Source organism: Actinoplanes sichuanensis (assembly GCF_033097365.1).
Lineage (GTDB): Bacteria > Actinomycetota > Actinomycetes > Mycobacteriales > Micromonosporaceae > Actinoplanes > Actinoplanes sichuanensis.
This window is the reverse complement of sequence record NZ_AP028461.1, coordinates 5,591,936-5,609,534: the sequence shown is the minus strand read 5'-3', so window position 1 is coordinate 5,609,534 and position 17,599 is coordinate 5,591,936. Positions and strand designations below refer to the sequence as shown.

Here is a 17,599-nt window from a genome sequence, read left to right as displayed (position 1 = left end):
TTGCGCGCCGTGGGCCGTTTCCTGGGCGTGGTCGCCGTGATCTTGTTCGGCACTCTGCTGGTCGGGTACGTGATGTCGTACGTCGATTGGGGGTTGCGGACGCTCTTCTACAGCTACCCGGGACCGACCTGGGGCGGGTTGCTGCTGATCATCGCCATCCCGTTCCTGGTCCGGCTGATCAACCGCACCGGCGCCGTGCTGGCCATGGACCGGCACATCGAGGAGTCCGACTGGCAGCCGATCGATCCGGTGGGCCGGGAGTGGCCGTGGACCGACCTGCGGCTGCGCGGCACGATCCGGGTGCTGCGGGCGTGGTCGTTCGAGACGAGCGGCTTCCCGATCACCGCGGGCGAGATCAAATGGACGGGTAACGCCCTCGCCGGCGCGGTCGTCCCGGAGCGGGGCAAGGGCGTGTTCGTGATCGTCCACCTGCCCACCGAGGTGCCGTCGATGGCGATGCGCAACAGGTTCGACCGGGTCGGCGACTCACCGATGCTGGACAGTTCCGCGTTGCGGCTCGCGCTGCTGAACGACGACATCCCGCCGTGGACCGCCCGGGGCCGCACGCTGTTCACGATCGAGGTACCGAAGGCGTGGATCCACCCGTCCGTGGTCGACGGGATCGTCCGCCGCGCCCTGCGTGTCGTCGAGCTGCTCGGCCTGACACCCGACCAGGCCCCGGACCGATCGTGACCTGCCCGGAAGTGGTGACCATGCCGCTGACCTGGGGTTTGGTGATTTGTGACACGGGTGCCTGGCTCCGGGTGTAAGGACCTGGGCGTGCTACGGTCCGTCGGGGAGGACGCATGCAAAGGCGCACGGATCTCATCGAAGATCTGATGGGACGGTTCCCGCACATCCCGCGTGAGGCGGTGATCAAGGAAGACCTGCTGCGGGGCGGGCTGGCGTTCGACGACTCGGCGCTCACCGACAACGAGAACGGCGACGTGAAGCCGAAGTCCTACTTCATCTTCTCGTTCGACCACCGGACACTGCCCGAGCTGGGTGAGGCGGCCCTGCGGCGGCCGCCGGAGGAGATCGTGCTCACCGGCGGGCCGTATGACCTGCGCCGCACGGTCGTGTCGGTGCGGATCAACCCGTCGTCGCCCTATCGGGTCAAACCGACCGACGACGGCAAGCTGATGCTGCACCTCGACGACCGGCCGATCGCCGACGTCGGGTTGCCGCCGATGCCGGATTACTACCGGCACACGCTGGCCAACGGCAAGCAGGTGATGGAGGTCGCGCCCACCATTCAGTGGGGCTATCTCGTCTATCTCACCGTTTTCCGGGTCTGCCAGTATTTCGGCGCCAAAGAGGAATGCCAGTACTGCGACATCAACCACAACTGGCGTCAGCACAAGGCGGCCGGGCGGCCCTACACCGGTGTGAAACCGGTCGACGAGGTGCTCGAGGCGCTCGCGATCATCGACAAGTACGACACCGCCAAGACGTCGCACGCCTACACGCTGACCGGCGGCAGTGTCACCAGCAAGGTCGACGGGCTGGCCGAGGCCGACTTCTACGGGCGGTACGCCCAGGCCATCGAGGAGCGGTTCCCGGGCCGGTGGATCGGCAAGGTCGTCGCGCAGGCGCTCCCGAAAGAGGACGTGCAGCGCTTCTACGATTACGGCATCCGGATCTACCACCCCAATTACGAGGTGTGGGACAAGTATCTTTTCGAACGTTACTGTCCCGGTAAGGAACGCTACGTCGGCCGGGAGGAATGGCACCGCCGCATCCTTACGTCGGCCGAGGTGTTCGGGCCGCGTAACGTCATCCCGAACTTCGTGGCCGGCATCGAGATGGCCGCGCCGTTCGGATTCACCACCGTCGACGAGGCGATCGCGTCGACCACCGAGGGCCTGCAATATTTCATGTCCCGGGGGATCACTCCGCGGTTCACCACCTGGTGCCCGGAGCCGACCACCCCGCTGGGCAAGATGAACCCCGAGGGCGCTCCCCTGGAGTACCACATCCGGCTCCTGGAGGCGTACCGCGCGACCATGGAGGCCAACGGACTGAGCAGTCCGCCCGGTTACGGCCCGCCCGGCGCCGGTAACGCGGTCTTCTCGGTCAGCTCGTTCATGGACACGCTGCCGGCCGCTGAATGATCGAGGCGTTCCGTGACCTGCTCCGCATTCCGACGGTTTCCACCAGGGATGCCGCTGCCTGGGATCATGCCGCCTTCGACGCCTTCCTGGAGGCGTTGAAGCGGCATTTCCCGCGGCTGCACGAATTGCCGCTGACCCGGGTCGGCCGGCACGGTCTGCTGTTCCATTGGGCGGGCACGTCGAGTGCGAAACCGATCGTGTTGATGGCCCACAGCGACGTCGTGCCGGTCGAGGGGGAGTGGACCCATCCGCCGTTCGACGCGGTCGTCGAGGACGGGATCGTCTGGGGCCGCGGCACCCTCGACTGCAAGGGCAGCCTCGTCGCGATCTGCCAGGCCGTCGAGGACCTGCTGGCCGCCGGGCACACCCCCACGCAGGACGTGTGGCTGTCGTTCGGCTGTGACGAGGAGGTCGCCGGTGACGCGGCACCGCTCGCCGTCGAGGAGTTGCGGCGACGTGGTGTGACCCCGTGGTTCGTGCTCGACGAGGGTGGCGCGGTCGCCTATGACGCGTTCCCCGGTGTGGAGAAACCGATCGCGGTCATCGGCGTCACCGAGAAGGGCATCACCTCCCTCGAGTTGCGTGTCGACGGCCGCGGCGGGCACGCGTCCACCCCGGCGCCGCTCGGCCCGACCGCTCGTCTCGCGCGGGCCATCACCCGCCTCGACCGGTCGCCGATGCGGGCATCGGCGCCGGACGCCACCGTCGAACTCTTCCGGCGGGCGGCCCCACACGCCAAACCTCCGATGCGGTACGCGTTGACGACCGCCGTCCGCAGCCGTGCCCTGCTGACCCGGCTGCTGTTGGCGGCCGGTCCCGAGTCGGCGGCGATGGCCCGCAGCACCTTCGCGGTGACCACGCTCAGCGGTTCCCCGGCGATGAACGTGGTCGCCGCGACCGCCACCGCCGGGGTGAACATCCGCATCCTGGTCGGCGACACGATGGCCGGGGTGATCAGGCACGTCCGCCGGGTGATCAAGGACCCGCAGGTGCGGATCACCGTGATCGACGAGGGCGAGCCGTCCCCGTCGTCACCGCTGGACGATGCGTTCGACCTGCTCGCCGACGTCACCTCGGCACATTTCCCGGAGGCGCTGACCTCGCCGTACGTGATGATGGCGGCGACCGACGCCCGCCACTTCACGAAGATCAGCGAGCGGGTCTACCGATTCACCCCGTTCGAGATGACCAAGAGGCAGCGCGAGTCGATCCACACCAACGACGAGCACATCACGGTCGACGCCTACCTGAAGGGCGTCGCCTGGTACGGCAGCCTCATCAAGAGTCTTCCCGCTGCGTAGTCGATCTGGCCCGGACGTGCATCCGTTCGCCCTGCCGACCCAGGATGCTGATGATCTCGACGGCGTTCTCGCCGGTGCTACCGAACCAGTGCGGCAGCCGGGTGTCGAACTCGGCCGCCTCCCCGGCACCGATCACGAAGTCGTGGTCGCCGAGGACCAGCCGTAGCCGTCCGGACAGCACGTACAGCCATTCGTAGCCCTCATGGGTCTTCGGTTCCGGCTCGGTCTGGTCGGCCGGGATGATCACCTTCCAGGCCTGCAGCGAGCCGGCGTGCGGGGTCAACGGCAGCACGATCCGCCCGTTGACCCGCCGTGGCGCCGGCCGGACCCGTGGGTCGGCGATCTGCGGCGCCCCGATCAGCTCGTCGATCGGCACCCGGTGCGCCTGGGCGATCGGCAGCAGGAGCTCCAGGCTGGGTCTGCGCTGGCCGCTCTCCAACCGGGACAGGGTGCTCTTGGAGATCCCGGTGGTCTCGGCGAGCGCGGTCAGGGTGATGTTGCGCTGGGTGCGCAGCCGCCGGAGTCTCGGCCCCACCTGGGCCAGTGCGGCGGTGATCGCTTCTTCCACCCGGCCATTGCACCCTCGCCGTCCCGGAATCGGCAACCCGGGTTGCTGAATCTGCGACGCGCGACACGCCTGCGGCAGTGATTTCCCGGAAACGGCAACAATGATTGCCGGATCCGGCGGCCCACCCGACGCTTGGCCGCATGAACGAATACGACGTGGTAGTGGTGGGTGGCGGCGCCGCCGGACTGAGCGCCGCCCTGGTCCTGACCCGGGCCCGGCGCCGGGTCGCGGTGCTCGACGCGGGCCGGCCCCGGAACGCTCCGGCCGCGCACATGCAGGGGTTCCTGTCCCGGGACGGCATGCCCCCGGCCGAGTTACTGGCCGCGGGCCGGGCCGAGGTCACCGGATACGGCGGCGAGCTGATCAGCGGTACGGTCCGCGAGCTCCTTCCGACCGGCGCCGAGGGCTTCCGGGTCCGTACCGCCGAGGGTCGTCTCCTCTTCGCCCGCCGGATCGTCGTCGCCACCGGGCTGCGCGACGAGATCCCGGACATCCCCGGCCTGGCCGGGCGGTGGGGCCGCGACGTGCTGCACTGCCCGTACTGCCACGGCTACGAGGTCCGTGACCGTCCGCTCGGGGTACTCGGCGGCAGCCCCGAGACCGTGGGGCACGCCCTGCTGATCAGGCAGTGGTCGGACGACGTGACCTTCTTCTCGAACGGCTATGAATCGACCGCCGACGAACGGCAGCGCCTCGCCGCCCGTGACATCCGCATCGTCGACGGGGCGGTGAGCAGGATCGTCATCGACGGTGACCGGCTGGCCGGCATCGAGCTCGACTGGGCGAGCGTGGTCGCCCCGCACGCCCTCTTCGTCCGGCCCCGGCTCGTCCCCGCCGACGGCCTGCTCGCCGCCCTGGGCGCCGAGGTCATCGACGTCCGTACCGGCCGGACCAGCGTCGCCGGCGTGTGGGCGGCCGGGAACGCCGTCGACCCCCGAGCCCAGGTGATCACCGCGGCCGGGGCTGGTTCGGCAGCCGCCATCGACCTGAACGCCGACCTCGTCGACGAGGACGTCCGCGCCGCCCTGCCGTTCTCGGCCGCCCAGGAACGCCGGGTCGCCGCCATCCTCGCCAACACGCACTGACCAGGAGAAATCGCCATGCCGAATAAATCGAGCCGCCACCAGACGGCCGTCATGATCTGGCTCGCCGTCGCACCGACCCTGATCGTCCTGCAACTGCTCCTCGGTGACCTGCTGCGGGACGCCCCGATGGTGGTCCGCACCCTGATCACCGCCACCATCGCGGTGCCGATCGTGGTGTACGGGCTGCTGCCCCTACTGCAGCGCCTCCGGGCTCGGCTGATGGAACCGTCGTAGCGCCACCGGATTCTGCACCAGCTCGAAGACCTTGCCGTCCGGCGCCCGGAAGTGCTGCCACCGATATCCGTCGCCGCCGTCCTCCACCGGCCCGATCAGCTCGATTCCGGCCTCCCGGAGTTCGGCGGCGGCCGCGGCGACATCGTCGACGAGTAGTCCGGCGACGACCTTCTCCCGGGCGAACTGCTCCGGCGGATCATCCGCGCCGGACCCGAAGATCTCCACCTTGCCACCGTCGGGCAGCCCGAACACGGCGAATTCACCCCGCTCACCGTCGAGCCGCAACCCGGCGACCTCGGCGAGGAAGTTTCGCATCGCCCGATACGAATCGGTCTTCACCCCGACCCAGGAGATTCCGTGAACACGCATCCGCCCAGCCTCCAGCCTGAAGTCGGGTTCAGGTCAACCCTCCGTCGGCCGGGTAATCTCTCCTGGTGAGAAGTCGTAGGTTCGCGCTGGTCCGGGCGGATCTGGAGGATACGGTCTGCCCTCTGCCGGATGATCTGGCCGCGACGGTCGCCGGCCGTGAGTCGGTCACCGTCGTGCTGGAGCACCGGGAGCTGGGCGTCACCCCGGTCCGCGAGTCGTTCGAGTCGGCGATCGCACCGGACCCGGGGCTGCACCTGACCGGGATCGCCTGGCCGGCCGACGTGCGCCCGGGTGTGCTGGTCACCGTGGCCTGGCGCCCGTCGGAGGAGTATGTGGTGGTCAAGACCACGCCTCTGGACGAGCCGCTGCGGGTCGACGGCGTCGACTACTTCCACGACTACGACCCGAAGGTGATCACCCGAGAGTTCGATCCGGGGCTTTCCAATCGGGGGCAGGTGCTGAAAGCGGTCCGCCGGCTGGGCCGGGTCTTCGACGACGGCTCGGCGGTGTTCCCGGAGGCGGAGCTACCCGCCCACTGCGGTCTGGGCCGCGGCAAGAAGGGCACGTTCCTGCTGCGCAACGCCGTCGACCAGCTGCTGCGCGAGGGCTATGTCACCCGGGTCACCGGCAGCACCGGGCCGGAGGGCGAGCTGAACTATCCGGCGGTCGACGGCGAGGACCCGATCGACCTGCTGTTCTACGCCCCGCTCGTGGAGGAGGCGCCGCTACCCGGCGAGGGCGGCGGGGACGGTCACGGCGACGCCGGCGATCGCCGTGACCACTGGGTGAACGGGTTCGTGCGGCGCCTGCCGGCCGGCGCCCACGCGTCGAAGAAACAGCAGAGCCTGCATCAGAAGGCGATCGAGAAGGAGCAGATAGACGGCTTCACGCTGGAGCCGGGTTACACCTTCGTCAAACGCCATCACCGGGGATAGTCGATCTCCGCGATGTCGTCGTCGAGGTACTCCACCGTCACGTCCGGGTTGAGCCGCCGCACCAGCTCGTCGGTCAGTGGCCGCAACCCGAAGACCGCGGTGACCGCCTCCAGGTCGACGTCCTCCTCGTAGTAGTCCTCGGCGAACTCCCGGTACGCCTCCGGGGTGCCGTCGACGAGCATCTCGAACACCCACGACACGTCGTCGAGCCCGCGGCCGTGCCATTGCTCGTCGCCGGTCTCCCGCCACAGGCAGATGTTGGCGCCACCACTGAACGCCGGTTCGCCGACCTGGCCCGCGAACACCGCCGGCACGTCGTCGAACAGCCCCGGATCCTGGTGCGCCTCGTGGTCGAGCCCACGGATCCAGACTCCGGCGGGGGAGAACACGATCGAGTACTCGTCACCCGACCCGTTTCGCATCGACGCCAGGTGCTCGCCGCGCTCGATGCTCCACCTGGAGTCGTACGAGTAGTAGCGACTCTCCCAGTCGGGACTGATGATCGCCTCGCACATGGCCAGCGCCTGCGACCGTCGCCGCAGCTCCTCGGCACCGGGCAGGGCCCGCACCACCTCAAGAACACTCACAGGAAGATCCTGCACCCTTGGCGGATGAAAGCCCTCGCCGGCCTCGGTGTCCTCGGTGTCCTCGTCTCGCTCGGCCTGTACGCGTCGCTGCACGTGCTGCCGCCCTCGGCCGAACTGGACTGGACCCGCCGCACCATCAGCCAGTACGCGCTGATGCCGGACGGCTGGGTGTTCGACGCCGCGACCCTGCTGCTGGCGGCCGGCTCGGCGGCGATCCTGGTGGCTCTCCAACGGACCGGCCGGCTGACCCGGGCCGCACTGACGGTGCTCGCCCTGTGGGTGGTCGGCCTGGTCGGGGTGGTCTGGTTCGAGAAACACAACTGGCAGGCCGGCCCGTCGTCGAGCGGCACCGTGCACCGGGCGGCGAGCGTGGTCGCGTTCCTCAGCCTGCCGATCGGCGCGTTACTGGCCGCGGGGCGCAAAGCCGGGGCGGCTCGCTGGGTGGCCGCCGGCGGGGTGGTGTCGCTGCTCTGCCTCACGCCGATCCTGTGGGCGGTGCTGGCCGAGCCGTGGACCGGGGAGCGCTGGTGGCGGGCCATTCCGCTGGGCACCGTGGAGCGGCTGCTCGGCCTGGCCGAGGTGGTCACGGTGCTGTTGCTGGCCTGGTGGGCGGTCCGCTCCGAGAAGGTTCGGGGGAGCGTGCCGGTAATGTCCGACTGATACCTGACGGCAACCGATCCGCACGGCTGTTGCACTCAGGCCTCCGTAATTTTTCGAACCATGCGGTATCGAACCCTGACGGTCGCGGCGGCTCTGACCGCGGCCTCCCTGACCGGCGTCACCCCCGCCGAAGCAGCCGCGACGAGCACGACCGTGACCATCGGCCTGCGGACCGGTGCGTCCGCCGCCGGCACGGTCGCGGCCCTCGACGCGGACCCGACGGTCCGGGTCCTGGACAGCGATGTGTCCCCGCAACTGGACGCGGTCACGGTGAACGTCACCGGCGATGTGGCCACGGCACTGGCCGGTCGTCCGGAGGTGAGCTATGTGGAACCGGTGCCGGTGGCGCGGGTCACCCGTACCCCGGATGATCCGCTGCAATCGCAGCAGTGGGGCAACCTGGTGACCGAAGGCACCGCGGCCTGGGATGTCACGACCGGGTCGGCCGATGTCACCGTGGCGGTCCTCGATACGGGCGTCACCGCGGTCAGCGAACTCGCGGGCCGGGTGCTGCCCGGATACGACTTCGTCAACGACGACGCCGACCCGGCCGACGACAACGGGCACGGCACGATGGCCGCCTCGGTGATCGCGGCGGCCGGCGACAACGGCGCGGGCCTCGCCGGTCTCTGCTGGACCTGCCGGATCCTGCCGGTCAAGGTGATGGACGCGAGCGGCTCGGGCGGGCACGACCTCATCGCGAAGGGCGTCGTCTACGCCGTCGACCAGGGCGCCGACGTGATCAACATGTCGCTCGGCGGGCCCGGGGCGTCGCAGATCCTGTCCGACGCGGTCGACTACGCGGCCGAGCGCGGGGTGCTCGTGATCGCGTCGGCCGGGAACGACGGAGTGACCACCCGGTCGTATCCGGCGGCCTATCCGAGCGTCGTCGCGGTCGCCGGATCCACCGCTGCCGACGCCCGGCAGGACTGGTCCAACTACGGTTCCGACTGGGTCGACGTGGCCGCGCCGGGGGTCAACGTGGCGCAGGGGCGGGACGGCGCCTACTACTGGTTCTCCGGCACCTCGTCGGCCGCGCCGATGGTCGCCGGGGTGGCCGCGCTCGGTCTCGCGGCGCGTCCCTCGGCGACCGCGGCGCAGTTACGGACGGCGATCGAGACGACCGCGGATCCGGTCGGCTCGTGGGTGGACAGGGGGCGGGTCAACGCTTCCGGCACGGTGCACGCCCTGCTCCCACCCGATGTCACCGCGCCCGCGGTGGGCTGGTCATCACCCTCCGCGAGCAGCACCCCGCGTCGCGGGAAGATGGGCGTCACCGCCTCCGCCACCGATACGTCAGGAATCGCCTGCGTCGAACTGCTCCGCGCCGGGCGCGTCGTCGCCACCGACACGACGGCGCCGTGGACGTTCACCTTTGACAGTGCCGGCCTCGACGGAACGCACACGCTGACGCTGCGCGCGACGGACCGGGCCGGCAACACCCGAACCGCGAACCGGACGTTCCTCTTCGACAACACCGCCCCGACGATCTCGAAAGTCAAGATCACCCGCTCCTCGCGGACCGTGACGATCACCCCGTCGATCCGGGACAACATCGGTCTCCACCAGGTGAAAGCGGTGATCACGGCCGGTTCCAAGAAGATCACCCAGGCGTCCGCGAAGTCCCCGTGGACCCTGAAATGGAAGCCCGGCACCCGCCACGGAACCAACCCGCTGACCCTCACCGTCACCGACCGCGCCGGAAACACCAAGACCTTCAAATCCAAGATCAAGACCTGATTCCGGTACGGCTACCCGCCCCCGGCGACCAGCCGGATCTTCGGTGAGGGGCCGCCTCCGCCCGAGAGGCGCCCTGGTGGGCAGGAGGAGACGCCTGCGTCGCGTCGTAGTTCGGGACGGCCCGGGTTCGGCGGGGCTGGGTGGCCGTACCGGATGAGGGTTGTTCGGAATCGGGGTTTCCTGGGGCTGCGAATGGTCGACATTGGCGGCAGACTGGCGGGGATGAAAGATCCCGGTGCATACGAAGGGCTGCTTCTCGGCGGGCGTTATCGGCTGGTCGCACCGGTCGGGGTCGGGGGGATGGCCGTCGTGTGGCAGGCGCGCGACGAGGTGCTCGGGCGGGCTGTGGCGGTGAAACTGCTGGCTCCGGCGCACACCGGCGATGCGCGTTCCCGAGAGCGGATTCGGCGTGAGGCCCGAGCCGCCGCGGCATTGTCACATCCGAATATCGCGCAGGTTCACGACTACGGGGAGACCGGTCTGGCCGGGCAGGTCTTCCCGTATGTGGTGATGGAGTCGTTCCGGGCGGGACCCTTTCGGCCCGGCTTCGGGCGGGTGCGCTGGCACCTCAGTTCGCGATGCGGATCGGGGCCGAAATCGCGGCCGCGCTCGCCGCCGCGCACGCTGAGGGGCTGGTGCATCGGGACATCAAGCCGGGCAACGTGATGCTCGCTCCGACCGGGGCGAAGGTCGTCGACTTCGGGATCGCGGCCGCCGTCGCACCCGACGGGTCCGGGCTTCCCGATGATCCGGAGGAGGTGCTCGGCACACCCGCCTATCTCGCGCCGGAACGGCTCGTCGGGGATTCGGTGGTGCCCGCCTCCGATGTGTATGCGCTCGGCGTCGTGCTTTATCGGATGCTTTCCGGGCGTTCGCCGTGGAGCAGTGAGGACACCCGGCAGATGGTCCGGGCGCATCTTTACATTCCGCCGGCGCCGCTGCCGTCCGTCCACGGGGTTCCGGAGTATGTGGTGCGGCTCGCCGATCGGTGCCTGGCCAAGAATCCGGGGCAACGGCCCAGCGCTGAGGAAGCCGCTTCGGTTCTCGCGCATGGGGCGGGGATCCGCGTCGTCGCTGATGCCGCTCCGGCGCCTCCGAATTCCGAATCGCCCTCCGCGGCGCTTCCCCTGCTTTCCGCAACGCCGCCTGTGGCGTCGTCCGCTGTTTCTTCCGCGACGCCGCCTGTAGCGTCGTCTGTTGTTTCTTCGGGGGCGCCGCCGGTGGCGTCGTCTGTTGTCTCTTCGGGTGCGCCGTCCGGTTCGGTGTCCGAATTGTCGCCGTCGCGTCGGCGAATCGCGGCGATCTGGTGGATCGCCGCCGCATTCGCCGTGATCGCGGCAGTCGGTGTCGGTGTCTGGCTGCTCGCCGACCGGCCGATCGACGAGGCCTCCCAAGCCGACGACCGGACCGTCGCGGCGGGCTCCTCGGCGCCGGTCCCGCCCGTCCCGCCCGGAGCGACTGCCGGCGCGACGACCGCGACCGCCGGCCAGGCCCCGGGAACGAAGCCTGAGCAGCGATCCCGTCCGGCAGTGGTCGAGCAGGCGCCGTCCCGGCAGCAGATTCCGTCGCCGGGCACCGTGGCGCCGACCGCGACCACCGCCTCGCCGTCGCCCACCCCCACGGTGGAGCGCACGCTCTCCTCCGACGGCGGGACCGTCGTCGCCACGTGCACCGACCCGGCGACCGCCCGGTTGCTGTCTTGGACGCCGGCCCGGTCCTACCGCGTGCAGTCGGTCGACCCGGGCCCGTCGACTTCCACCAGCGTCGCGTTCAAGCACGGCAACGACGTGATCACCATGACGGTGACGTGTGTCGATGGGATTCCGGCCGCGGATATTGCCCAGCCCTGACCCGCCCGTAATACTTGCACAGACCGTGCAGAAATCACGGCTGTCTATCGGGAGGGTCGATGGGGATTACTCGCCGAAGTCTGATGGTGGTCCCGGCCGGCGTGGCACTCGCCGCCGGAACGGGCGCACCGGCACTGGCGGGCGGAGGTCGGCCACCACGCCCGCTGATCTTCATCCACGGCAGCGCAGGGTCGGCTATGCAGTTCCGGGTCCAGGCGAAACGCTTCGCGAGCAACGGCTATCCAGCGAAGATCATCGAGGCCCACGAGTACGACTCGCCGAACATCGCCACGATCGTCCAACAGGTCTGGGCGAGCCTCGACGAGCGGATCACTCGCCTCCTGGCGCTGACCGGATCTGATCAGGTCGACCTGGCCGCGCACTCGCTCGGCACCTTCGTCACCCAGGGCTACCTCAACAGCTCGCCGGAGCGCGCGGCCCGGGTCGCCCACTACGTCAACCTGGACGGGCGACCCGCCACTGCGCTGCCCGGCGGTGTGCCGACGCTCGCGATCTGGGGCGAGGGCGACCCGTCACGAACCGTGGTCGGCGCATCAAACGTGTACCTTTCCGATCAGTCCCACACGCAGACCGTGTCGTCGACCGAGTCGTTCCGGGAGGTCTTCCGATTCCTGCGCGGGCACCGGCCGCACACCACCGACGTCCGCTGGGAAGGGGTCGCGCACGTCTCCGGCCGGGCCGTGCTGTTCCCCAGCAACGCCGGCGTGACCGAGGCGTCGCTGGAGATCTTCCGGGTCGACGGTCGGACCGGCCGCCGTCGGTGCCGACGGCCGCTTCGGGCCGGTGGCGCTCTCACCCCATGAGAGGTACGAGTTCGCGCTGCTCCGCGCCGGGCAGTCCACCCACCACTTCTACTTCCAGCCGTTCCGGCGCTCGGATTCGTTCGTGCGACTGCTGACCAGCCGTCCCGGCGAAGGCCTCGGCGGACTGGTCGACACCAGTGACCGGCACACGGCGCTGACGTTCCAGCGGCAGAAGGAGTGGTGGGGTGGCGAGGGCGACCATCTGTGGATCAACGGGCAGGACATCCTGAACCCGGCGACCGCCCCGCACAACCGCCGGGTGATCGGCGTGTTCGCGTTCGACGACGGCAGCGACGGGGTGAGCGACCTGACCGCGCCGCTGCCCGAGTTCATCGCGCAGACGTTCATCTCCGGGGTCGACCTGTTCATCCCGGCCTCGGCCCGGGGAACGGTGTCGATCGTGGCGCAGGAACGCGGCGGCGGCCTGACCCGGTTGCCGGTACCGGCCTGGCCGTCCAGCGGGCATCGGATCAGCGTCGAATTCGGCTGAACCGGCCAGGTCACCGCCGACCTGTGCCGAGCGCCTCCACCACCGCCACCACCTCGGGGAACGCGGCGACCGACGCCGTCACGTAACGGCTCTCGAAGTCGTCGGGACGCCGCACCCCGCTCTGCATGCACGCGATGAACGCGAGACCCGCCCCACCGGCCGCGACCGCGTCACCTGGCGAGTCGCCGACGTAGACACATTGCGCCGGCGACAACCCGGTGTGCGCCAGCAACTCGTCGAAGGCCCGTGGGTCGGGCTTTCCATGCCTGGTGTTGCCGCGATGCCAGATGCCGCTGATCCGCGTCGCCAGCACATGGTCCGGCTCCAGCATGTGCCGGACCTCGTGGCCCTCGCGGGAGGTCAGCAGCATCACGCTGCGGCCGGAGAGGACCAGCTCGTCGAGGGCGGCCAGGTTTTCCGGCGGGATCACGTCGAGCCGACCCTGCTCCAGGTAGCGGTCCATCATCGTCTGGAACAGCGGTGCGAACACGGCCAGATCGATACCCGGCGAACGGTGCGGCATCGCCTCCAGCAGCGGCTCGCCCCACGTCGCCAGGTGCAGGCTCCGCGGCATCGCCGGCCGGCCCATCGCGGCCAGCACCTCGTTCTCCAGTTCGAACGACGCCGCCTCGGTCATGCACAGGGTGTCGTCGACGTCGATCACGACTGCCTTGATCATCCCGCGAGGGTACCGCCGCGGCCCGTCCGTCGATGTCTCCGTTGCCGGCGTCCCGGGTGCCGGGGCCCCGGGGGTGCCGGCCTCTCGGGTACCGGCCTCTCGGGTGCCGTCAGAGGATGAAAGCGGCGATCATCTGGCCCAGGGCGCGGATGTCCGAACTGGACTTGAACTCCAGCCGCACCTTGCCGAGGCCGCTGAAATACAGCTCCAGCTCGGCGTCCCGGTCGAAATTGCCGGCCGTCTCGATCGAGAAGGCCTGGATCTTGTTGTACGGCAGGGAGGTGAAGTCGACCTTCTTGCCGGTCATCCCCTGCACGTTCACGGCGATCAACCGCTTGTTCGTGAACGCCACGAAGTCGCGGGTCGTCTTGAACGCGTAGATCAGCTGCTCGCCCTGGATGAGCAGCGGCGCCACCTGTGAATACACCGCCCCGGGGTCGACCTGGGTGAGCTTGAATACCGACGGGCTGGAGAAATCGATCACGGGACCACGGTAGCCCGCGCCCGCCAGCCGTCGGGCTTGATCTCAAGCCCGGTTGACGTCCTACCGTTCGCCGCATGACCGTTCACCAGCTATCCGACGACGAACTGGCCGGGCAGCCCGCCGCCTACTGGACCGGGGTCGCCTACGAAGCGCTGATCGCCTTCACCCGGGCCCGGCAGGAGGAGGCGGGCTTCCGGCAGCCGCAATTCTGGCTGCTGCGCAACCTGTCTCCGAACGACCTCTCGCCGGACGGGGCAGGGCGCACCATCGCCCAACTCGAAGCGGCGATGAGCAGCTATCTGCGGGCCGAGGACGACCTGGTCGTCGAGGCCGAGGCGCTGGTGGAGCGCGGCTGGCTCACCCGCGACGGCGATCGGCTGTCGATCACCGGAGCCGGTGAGACGGCCCGCCTGGAGATGAAGAAGGCCGGCCCGGCCATCCGAGCCCGGATCCACGAGGGCATCCCGGACGCGGACTACGTGACGGCCCTCAAGGTGCTGCATCGGATGATCGCGAACGTCGGCGGGAGGCATGTTTGACATTATGCAGTCTGCGGACTGCATAATGCACGTCATGGACTTGGTTTTCCGGGCGCTCGCCGATCCGACCCGCCGCCGACTGCTCGACCGGCTCCGCGAGGAGACCGGGCAGACGCTGGGCCGGCTCTGCGAGAGCCTGGACATGACCCGGCAGTCCGTCACCCAGCACCTGACCGTGCTGGAGGAGGCGAATCTGATCAGCACCGTCCGGCGCGGGCGGGAGAAGCTGCACTACCTCAATCCGGTCCCGATCTACGACTTGCAGATGCGCTGGATGGCCCCGTTCGAGGAGTCGCGGCTGCGGATCCTCTACGACGTCCGGCGGCACGCGGAGGAGCACAGGGTGAAACCTGATTTCGTGTATGTGACGTATATCCACGCCACCCCCGAGCGGGTCTGGGAGGCGCTGACTTCAGCCGACCTGACCGGCGAGTTCTGGGGGCACAGCAACGTCTCCGACTGGCGGCCGGGCTCGCCATGGGAGCATCGGCGGACCGACGGGTCCGGCATCGCCGACGGTGGTGGCGTGGTCCTCGAGGTCGACCCGCCGACCCGGCTCGTCATGACGTTCGGCGAGCCGGGCTCCGGCGCCGGGCCCGATGCGTCGACGGTCACCTTCCTGATCGAGCCGCATCAGGAGATCGTCCGGCTGACCGTCACCCATGTGCGGCTGGCGACCGACGCCGACGTGGAGGCCGTCTCACACGGCTGGCCGGCCGTGATGGCCAACCTCAAGTCACTGCTGGAGACCGGCCACGTCCTGCCACAGGCTCCATGGGAGATGCACGCCTCACTGCGCGCGGGCGGGTGAGCGTTGCTCGCCGACGGGTGAGCGTTGTTCGTGGGCGGGTGAGCGCTGTTCGCGGGCTGCGGCGCCCGCCGTCAGCTCGGCCGTGATCGCGTCACGGATCTCGGCCTCGGTCGGCATCCGCAGGCCCTGTTCGTCGGCGAGCCTGCGCAGCGAGGTCATCGCCACGTCGTCCAGGCTGCACGCCACGAATCGGTCGAAGACAGAGAGGTCAGGGTCGATGTTGAGGGCGAATCCGTGAGTCGTCACCCCACCTCGGATGCGCATGCCGATCGAGACGAGTTTCCGTCCGTCGGGTGTCCACACACCGACCAGGCTGGGCGAGCCCGGGGGCGTGTCCCGGCGCTCGGTGGTGAAGCCCAGCCCGGCCAGCGCGTCGATCAGGCCGTTCTCCAGCCAGCGGATCACGTCGACAGGTCCCCACTCACGCAGGTCCATCACCAGATATCCGACAAGCTGTCCCGGCCCGTGATAGGTGGCGTTGCCGCCCCGGTCCACCTCGACGACCGGGATCGCCGACAGGTCCTCCGGCAGGTCACCGGGTGGGGTCCGGCGGCCGTAGGTGATGACCGGTGGATGGCTGAGCAGGAAGAGGCGATCCGGTGCGGTGCCCGCCCGGCGTTCCTCGGCCCACCCCGCCATCCACGTGACGGCCGTGCCGTAATCCACCTCGTTCAGATCAACCCGATGGAGTCGCATGGACTCCATCAAACACCGTCAGGCCGGTTCGACAGGAAGCCACAGCTCGGTGGTGGCGGTGCTGAAATCGTCGGCCCGTTCCAGGATCGTGACGATCGACGGTCCCGGCCGCAGCCGCCACGGGTTGGACGGGAACCATTCGGTCGCCGTCGCCGCCCACGTCGCCTGCAGCACGTCCGGGAAGGGGCCGCTGGCGCGGAACACCGCCCACTTCCCGGCGGCCACCTCGATGGCGTCGAGATCGTCCGGCAGCGGTGTCTGCCCGGTGACGGCGACCCCGTGGAGATAGGTCAGCTCGCTGCCCTCCGGGGCGTCCGGCTCGACGCCGTCGGTGACCTGGAGCAGTCCGGCCGGTTCGGTGTTGCCGAGCGCCTTCAGCCGCTGATGCGCCTCCGGTGGCAGCGAGGCGATGTGCTGCTGGATGTGCGGGTTGACGCCTTCGTAGATCAGCGGAACCCTCGCGGCGTGGCCGGCGAGCCGGAAAGCGGGCTGTTCGGCGATTCGGGTGTCCATGGGGGTGCTCCCTTCGACGGTCAGGCGGAACCTGAGTTGTGGTTGGGTCCGAAGGGGACCTCCGTCCCGGCGCACCTCACCGGGCCCGGCGCCGTGCACCGCCCGGAAGGCTCGTCCGAACGCCTCGGTCGAGCCGTATCCGTAGCGGACCGCGATGCTGAGCAGATCGTCCTCACCGCGGACGACGTCACCGGCGGCCACCGTCATCCGGCGCCGCCTGACGTATTCCGACAGCGGCATCCCGGCCAGCGACGAGAACATCCGCCGCAGGTGGTATTCGGTGGTGCCGAGTGTCTTCGCCACCACGCCGAGGTCCAGCTCCGCGCCGCGGCCGTCGACGCTGAGATGCGCCTCGACCATGTCGATGAGCCGGTTGAGTGCCGAGATCATGAGGTCTCCCTTCGGCTTCCACTCTCGTCCGCGGGGCCAGGCCGGCGCCCGATCGTTCTGGCCCGATCCGATCATTCCTGGAAGGGTGTCGAGGTGGATCTTCTCGATGATCAGACCCTGCACGCCTCGTCGGTGGTCGCCAACAACGCGATGAACCGGGAACGGCAGCTGCGCGGGGTCAACAGCTATGCGAAGGTGCTCGGGTTCGATCCGCTGACCCGGGCCGGAACGGCATGGCTGGATCTGTGCTGCGGCAGCGGGCGCGCCCTGATCCAGGCCGCTGAGCAGACCGACGGCGTGACGCTGACCGGGGTGGATCTGGTCGACGCGTTCCGGCCCGCCCCACCCGGGGTGACCCTGGTGGCGGCGCCGCTCGAGACATGGGTGCCGGGCCGCGAGTTCGACCTGATCACGTGCGTGCACGGGCTGCATTACGTGGGGGACAAACTGGGGGTCCTCGCCCGGATCCTGAAGTGGCTGACGCCCGGTGGGATGTTCGTCGCCGACCTGGATCTCGCGTCCGTCCGGCCGGGCGGGCGACCACTGACCGCCCGGCTGCGGGCGGCCGGGATCAGGTATGACGGGCGGCGCAAACAGATCACCTGCACCGGGCCACGGGAGCTCGATCTGCCCTACCGCTACCTCGGCGCCGACGACCGGGCCGGGCCCAACTACACCGGTCAACCGGCGGTGACCTCGTATTACGAACGTCAGGAGAAAATCGTTTGAC

The 17,599-nt window shown here is 69.4% G+C and carries 21 protein-coding genes and 1 pseudogene; 15 read left to right on the top strand and 7 right to left on the bottom strand.

The window, feature by feature from the left end; genetic code table 11:
- Nucleotides 1-9 precede the first annotated feature (9 nt).
- The 3 genes from Q0Z83_RS25835 (at nt 10) to Q0Z83_RS25825 (ending at nt 3,415) form a co-directional block, all read left to right on the top strand.
- Nucleotides 10-693: a hypothetical protein gene (locus Q0Z83_RS25835; protein WP_317796585.1), complete on the top strand. Its 684-nt coding sequence runs from the start codon at nt 10-12 to the stop codon at nt 691-693.
- Between the two features lie 113 nt (nt 694-806).
- Nucleotides 807-2,114, top strand: coding sequence for a radical SAM protein (locus tag Q0Z83_RS25830; protein WP_317796584.1), 1,308 nt, complete (start codon nt 807-809; stop codon nt 2,112-2,114).
- On the top strand, nt 2,111-3,415 hold the full coding sequence (locus Q0Z83_RS25825; RefSeq protein ID WP_317796583.1) for a M20/M25/M40 family metallo-hydrolase: 1,305 nt from the start codon (nt 2,111-2,113) through the stop codon (nt 3,413-3,415). Before Q0Z83_RS25830 ends, Q0Z83_RS25825 begins: the two co-directional genes overlap by 4 nt.
- Here the strand turns inward: Q0Z83_RS25825 and Q0Z83_RS25820 are convergent.
- Nucleotides 3,393-3,983 carry a helix-turn-helix domain-containing protein gene (locus Q0Z83_RS25820; RefSeq protein WP_317796581.1) on the bottom strand — a complete coding sequence of 197 codons (591 nt, stop codon included), beginning with the start codon at nt 3,981-3,983 and terminating at the stop codon, nt 3,393-3,395. The two genes, Q0Z83_RS25825 and Q0Z83_RS25820, sit on opposite strands and share 23 nt — an antisense overlap.
- Nucleotides 3,984-4,123: 140 nt before the next feature.
- Here Q0Z83_RS25820 and Q0Z83_RS25815 point away from each other — a divergent pair, with 140 nt between their 5' ends.
- Together Q0Z83_RS25815 and Q0Z83_RS25810 are read left to right on the top strand one after the other, a co-directional pair.
- On the top strand, nt 4,124-5,068 hold the full coding sequence (locus tag Q0Z83_RS25815; RefSeq protein ID WP_317796580.1) for an NAD(P)/FAD-dependent oxidoreductase: 945 nt from the start codon (nt 4,124-4,126) through the stop codon (nt 5,066-5,068).
- Nucleotides 5,069-5,083: 15 nt separating this feature from the next.
- A complete protein-coding gene (locus Q0Z83_RS25810) occupies nt 5,084-5,302 on the top strand; it encodes a hypothetical protein (RefSeq protein ID WP_317796579.1) in 219 nt (72 codons plus the stop codon).
- On the opposite strand, the gene Q0Z83_RS25805 is transcribed toward Q0Z83_RS25810, so the two are convergent.
- On the bottom strand, nt 5,261-5,671 hold the full coding sequence (locus Q0Z83_RS25805) for a VOC family protein (protein ID WP_317796577.1): 411 nt from the start codon (nt 5,669-5,671) through the stop codon (nt 5,261-5,263). The two genes, Q0Z83_RS25810 and Q0Z83_RS25805, sit on opposite strands and share 42 nt — an antisense overlap.
- 65 nt (nt 5,672-5,736) lie before the next feature.
- Here Q0Z83_RS25805 and Q0Z83_RS25800 point away from each other — a divergent pair, with 65 nt between their 5' ends.
- A complete protein-coding gene (locus Q0Z83_RS25800; RefSeq protein ID WP_317796576.1) occupies nt 5,737-6,606 on the top strand; it encodes a hypothetical protein in 870 nt (289 codons plus the stop codon).
- On the opposite strand, the gene Q0Z83_RS25795 is transcribed toward Q0Z83_RS25800, so the two are convergent.
- Complete coding sequence (locus Q0Z83_RS25795) at nt 6,594-7,193, bottom strand: hypothetical protein (RefSeq protein ID WP_317796575.1); 600 nt, start codon at nt 7,191-7,193, stop codon at nt 6,594-6,596. The two genes, Q0Z83_RS25800 and Q0Z83_RS25795, sit on opposite strands and share 13 nt — an antisense overlap.
- Nucleotides 7,194-7,217: 24 nt before the next feature.
- On the opposite strand from Q0Z83_RS25795, the gene Q0Z83_RS25790 reads away from it, so the two are divergent.
- The 6 genes and pseudogenes from Q0Z83_RS25790 (at nt 7,218) to Q0Z83_RS25765 (ending at nt 12,757) form a co-directional block, all read left to right on the top strand.
- Nucleotides 7,218-7,853 (top strand): DUF998 domain-containing protein, encoded by a 636-nt coding sequence (locus Q0Z83_RS25790; protein ID WP_317796574.1) that lies wholly within the window; start codon nt 7,218-7,220, stop codon nt 7,851-7,853.
- A gap of 60 nt (nt 7,854-7,913) precedes the next feature.
- Nucleotides 7,914-9,593 carry a S8 family serine peptidase gene (locus Q0Z83_RS25785; RefSeq protein WP_317796573.1) on the top strand — a complete coding sequence of 560 codons (1,680 nt, stop codon included), beginning with the start codon at nt 7,914-7,916 and terminating at the stop codon, nt 9,591-9,593.
- Between the two features lie 222 nt (nt 9,594-9,815).
- Nucleotides 9,816-10,259, top strand: coding sequence for a protein kinase family protein (locus Q0Z83_RS25780; RefSeq protein WP_317796572.1), 444 nt, complete (start codon nt 9,816-9,818; stop codon nt 10,257-10,259).
- On the top strand, nt 10,172-11,443 hold the full coding sequence (locus tag Q0Z83_RS25775) for a serine/threonine protein kinase (RefSeq protein ID WP_317796571.1): 1,272 nt from the start codon (nt 10,172-10,174) through the stop codon (nt 11,441-11,443). Before Q0Z83_RS25780 ends, Q0Z83_RS25775 begins: the two co-directional genes overlap by 88 nt.
- Before the next feature lie 59 nt (nt 11,444-11,502).
- Nucleotides 11,503-12,313, top strand: a pseudogene (locus Q0Z83_RS25770) (alpha/beta hydrolase); the annotation flags it as partial.
- 36 nt (nt 12,314-12,349) lie between these two features.
- Complete coding sequence (locus tag Q0Z83_RS25765) at nt 12,350-12,757, top strand: hypothetical protein (protein ID WP_378079255.1); 408 nt, start codon at nt 12,350-12,352, stop codon at nt 12,755-12,757.
- A gap of 10 nt (nt 12,758-12,767) precedes the next feature.
- Here Q0Z83_RS25765 and Q0Z83_RS25760 read toward each other — a convergent pair whose 3' ends face one another.
- Entirely contained in the window at nt 12,768-13,436 is a 669-nt protein-coding gene (locus Q0Z83_RS25760) for an HAD family hydrolase (protein WP_317796568.1), read from the bottom strand.
- Between the two features lie 109 nt (nt 13,437-13,545).
- A complete protein-coding gene (locus Q0Z83_RS25755) occupies nt 13,546-13,920 on the bottom strand; it encodes a PH domain-containing protein (RefSeq protein WP_317796567.1) in 375 nt (124 codons plus the stop codon).
- 74 nt (nt 13,921-13,994) lie between these two features.
- On the opposite strand from Q0Z83_RS25755, the gene Q0Z83_RS25750 reads away from it, so the two are divergent.
- Together Q0Z83_RS25750 and Q0Z83_RS25745 are read left to right on the top strand one after the other, a co-directional pair.
- Nucleotides 13,995-14,459 carry a MarR family transcriptional regulator gene (locus tag Q0Z83_RS25750; RefSeq protein ID WP_317796566.1) on the top strand — a complete coding sequence of 155 codons (465 nt, stop codon included), beginning with the start codon at nt 13,995-13,997 and terminating at the stop codon, nt 14,457-14,459.
- 34 nt (nt 14,460-14,493) lie between these two features.
- Nucleotides 14,494-15,270: an ArsR/SmtB family transcription factor gene (locus Q0Z83_RS25745; RefSeq protein ID WP_317796565.1), complete on the top strand. Its 777-nt coding sequence runs from the start codon at nt 14,494-14,496 to the stop codon at nt 15,268-15,270.
- Here the strand turns inward: Q0Z83_RS25745 and lipB are convergent.
- The gene (gene lipB / locus Q0Z83_RS25740) at nt 15,250-15,966 is read right to left on the bottom strand and encodes a lipoyl(octanoyl) transferase LipB (RefSeq protein WP_317796564.1); all 717 of its coding nucleotides are present in this window, start codon (nt 15,964-15,966) and stop codon (nt 15,250-15,252) included. The genes Q0Z83_RS25745 and lipB overlap by 21 nt on opposite strands.
- A gap of 18 nt (nt 15,967-15,984) precedes the next feature.
- Complete coding sequence (locus tag Q0Z83_RS25735) at nt 15,985-16,869, bottom strand: AraC family transcriptional regulator (protein WP_317796563.1); 885 nt, start codon at nt 16,867-16,869, stop codon at nt 15,985-15,987.
- A gap of 93 nt (nt 16,870-16,962) precedes the next feature.
- Here Q0Z83_RS25735 and Q0Z83_RS25730 point away from each other — a divergent pair, with 93 nt between their 5' ends.
- Nucleotides 16,963-17,598, top strand: coding sequence for a class I SAM-dependent methyltransferase (locus Q0Z83_RS25730; protein ID WP_317796562.1), 636 nt, complete (start codon nt 16,963-16,965; stop codon nt 17,596-17,598).
- Nucleotide 17,599 lies beyond the last annotated feature (1 nt).

What these genes read in the sequence shown, in the direction of transcription:
- Q0Z83_RS25830 (WP_317796584.1), top strand. Translation starts at nt 807, where the DNA reads ATGCAAAGGCGCACGGATCTCATCGAAGATCTGATGGGACGGTTCCCG.
- Q0Z83_RS25825 (WP_317796583.1), top strand. Translation starts at nt 2,111, where the DNA reads ATGATCGAGGCGTTCCGTGACCTGCTCCGCATTCCGACGGTTTCCACC.
- Q0Z83_RS25815 (WP_317796580.1), top strand. Translation starts at nt 4,124, where the DNA reads ATGAACGAATACGACGTGGTAGTGGTGGGTGGCGGCGCCGCCGGACTG.
- Q0Z83_RS25810 (WP_317796579.1), top strand. Translation starts at nt 5,084, where the DNA reads ATGCCGAATAAATCGAGCCGCCACCAGACGGCCGTCATGATCTGGCTC.
- Q0Z83_RS25805 (WP_317796577.1), bottom strand. Translation starts at nt 5,671, where the DNA reads ATGCGTGTTCACGGAATCTCCTGGGTCGGGGTGAAGACCGATTCGTAT.
- Q0Z83_RS25790 (WP_317796574.1), top strand. Translation starts at nt 7,218, where the DNA reads ATGAAAGCCCTCGCCGGCCTCGGTGTCCTCGGTGTCCTCGTCTCGCTC.
- Q0Z83_RS25785 (WP_317796573.1), top strand. Translation starts at nt 7,914, where the DNA reads ATGCGGTATCGAACCCTGACGGTCGCGGCGGCTCTGACCGCGGCCTCC.
- Q0Z83_RS25780 (WP_317796572.1), top strand. Translation starts at nt 9,816, where the DNA reads ATGAAAGATCCCGGTGCATACGAAGGGCTGCTTCTCGGCGGGCGTTAT.
- Q0Z83_RS25775 (WP_317796571.1), top strand. Translation starts at nt 10,172, where the DNA reads ATGCGGATCGGGGCCGAAATCGCGGCCGCGCTCGCCGCCGCGCACGCT.
- Q0Z83_RS25760 (WP_317796568.1), bottom strand. Translation starts at nt 13,436, where the DNA reads ATGATCAAGGCAGTCGTGATCGACGTCGACGACACCCTGTGCATGACC.
- Q0Z83_RS25750 (WP_317796566.1), top strand. Translation starts at nt 13,995, where the DNA reads ATGACCGTTCACCAGCTATCCGACGACGAACTGGCCGGGCAGCCCGCC.
- Q0Z83_RS25745 (WP_317796565.1), top strand. Translation starts at nt 14,494, where the DNA reads ATGGACTTGGTTTTCCGGGCGCTCGCCGATCCGACCCGCCGCCGACTG.
- lipB (WP_317796564.1), bottom strand. Translation starts at nt 15,966, where the DNA reads ATGCGACTCCATCGGGTTGATCTGAACGAGGTGGATTACGGCACGGCC.
- Q0Z83_RS25735 (WP_317796563.1), bottom strand. Translation starts at nt 16,869, where the DNA reads ATGATCTCGGCACTCAACCGGCTCATCGACATGGTCGAGGCGCATCTC.